Below are 1009 nucleotides of genomic sequence, written 5' to 3' on the forward strand. Positions count from 1 at the left end.
TGCACCCACTCGGGGTGCTCCAGGTACCACTGCACCGTCTTGCGGATGCCGGTCTCGAAGGTTTCGGCCGGCTTCCAGCCCAGCTCGCGCTCCAGCTTGCGCGCGTCGATCGCGTAGCGCCTGTCGTGGCCGGGCCGGTCCTTCACGTGCGTGATCTGCGTCTTGTACGACTGGCCGTCAGCGCGCGGCCGCAGCGCGTCGAGCAGGGCGCACACGGTGTGCACGATCTCGATGTTGGGCTTCTCGTTCCAGCCACCCACGTTGTACGTTTCGCCCAGGCGCCCGGCCTCCAGCACGCGGCGGATGGCGCTGCAGTGGTCCTTCACATAGAGCCAGTCGCGCACCTGCAGGCCGTCACCGTAGACCGGGAGGGGCTTGCCCGCCAGGGCGTTGACGATCATCAGCGGGATCAGCTTCTCGGGGAAGTGGTAGGGCCCGTAGTTGTTGGAGCAGTTGGTGGTGAGCACCGGCAGGCCGTAGGTGTGGTGCCAGGCCCGCACCAGGTGGTCCGAGGCAGCCTTGCTGGCGCTGTAGGGGCTGTTGGGCTCGTAGCGGTTGGTCTCGGCGAAGGGCGCGTCGCCCGGCCCCAGGGTGCCGTACACCTCGTCCGTGCTCACATGCAGGAAGCGGAAGGCACCCCGGCTGGCCTCGGGCAGGGCGCCCCAGTAGGCACGCACCGCCTCCAGCAGGCGGAAGGTGCCGACGATGTTGGTCTGGATGAAATCCTCGGGACCGTGGATGGAGCGGTCCACGTGGCTCTCGGCCGCGAAGTGCAGCACGGCCCTCGGCTGGTGCTGGGCCAGCAGCTGGTCCACCAGGGCCCGGTCGCCCAGGTCACCGTGCACAAAGATGTGGCGGGCGTCGCCCGCCAGGCTGGCCAGGTTCTCGCGGTTGCCGGCGTAGGTCAGCTTGTCGAGGTTGACCACGGGTTCGTCGGAGCCCGCCAGCCAGTCCAGCACGAAATTGCTGCCGATGAAACCGGCCCCGCCGGTCACGAGTAACGTCATTT

1 protein-coding gene is annotated in these 1009 nt (G+C 68.2%); it reads right to left on the reverse strand.

From position 1 onward, the window contains the following. A partial coding sequence (rfbB, locus tag IM725_RS19995) for a dTDP-glucose 4,6-dehydratase (protein ID WP_193782394.1) occupies positions 1–1007 on the reverse strand: 1007 nt, incomplete at its 3' end. Positions 1008–1009: the final 2 nt, after the last annotated feature.

Source organism: Ramlibacter aquaticus (genome assembly GCF_015159745.1).
In the GTDB taxonomy this organism is placed as follows: domain Bacteria; phylum Pseudomonadota; class Gammaproteobacteria; order Burkholderiales; family Burkholderiaceae_C; genus Ramlibacter; species Ramlibacter aquaticus.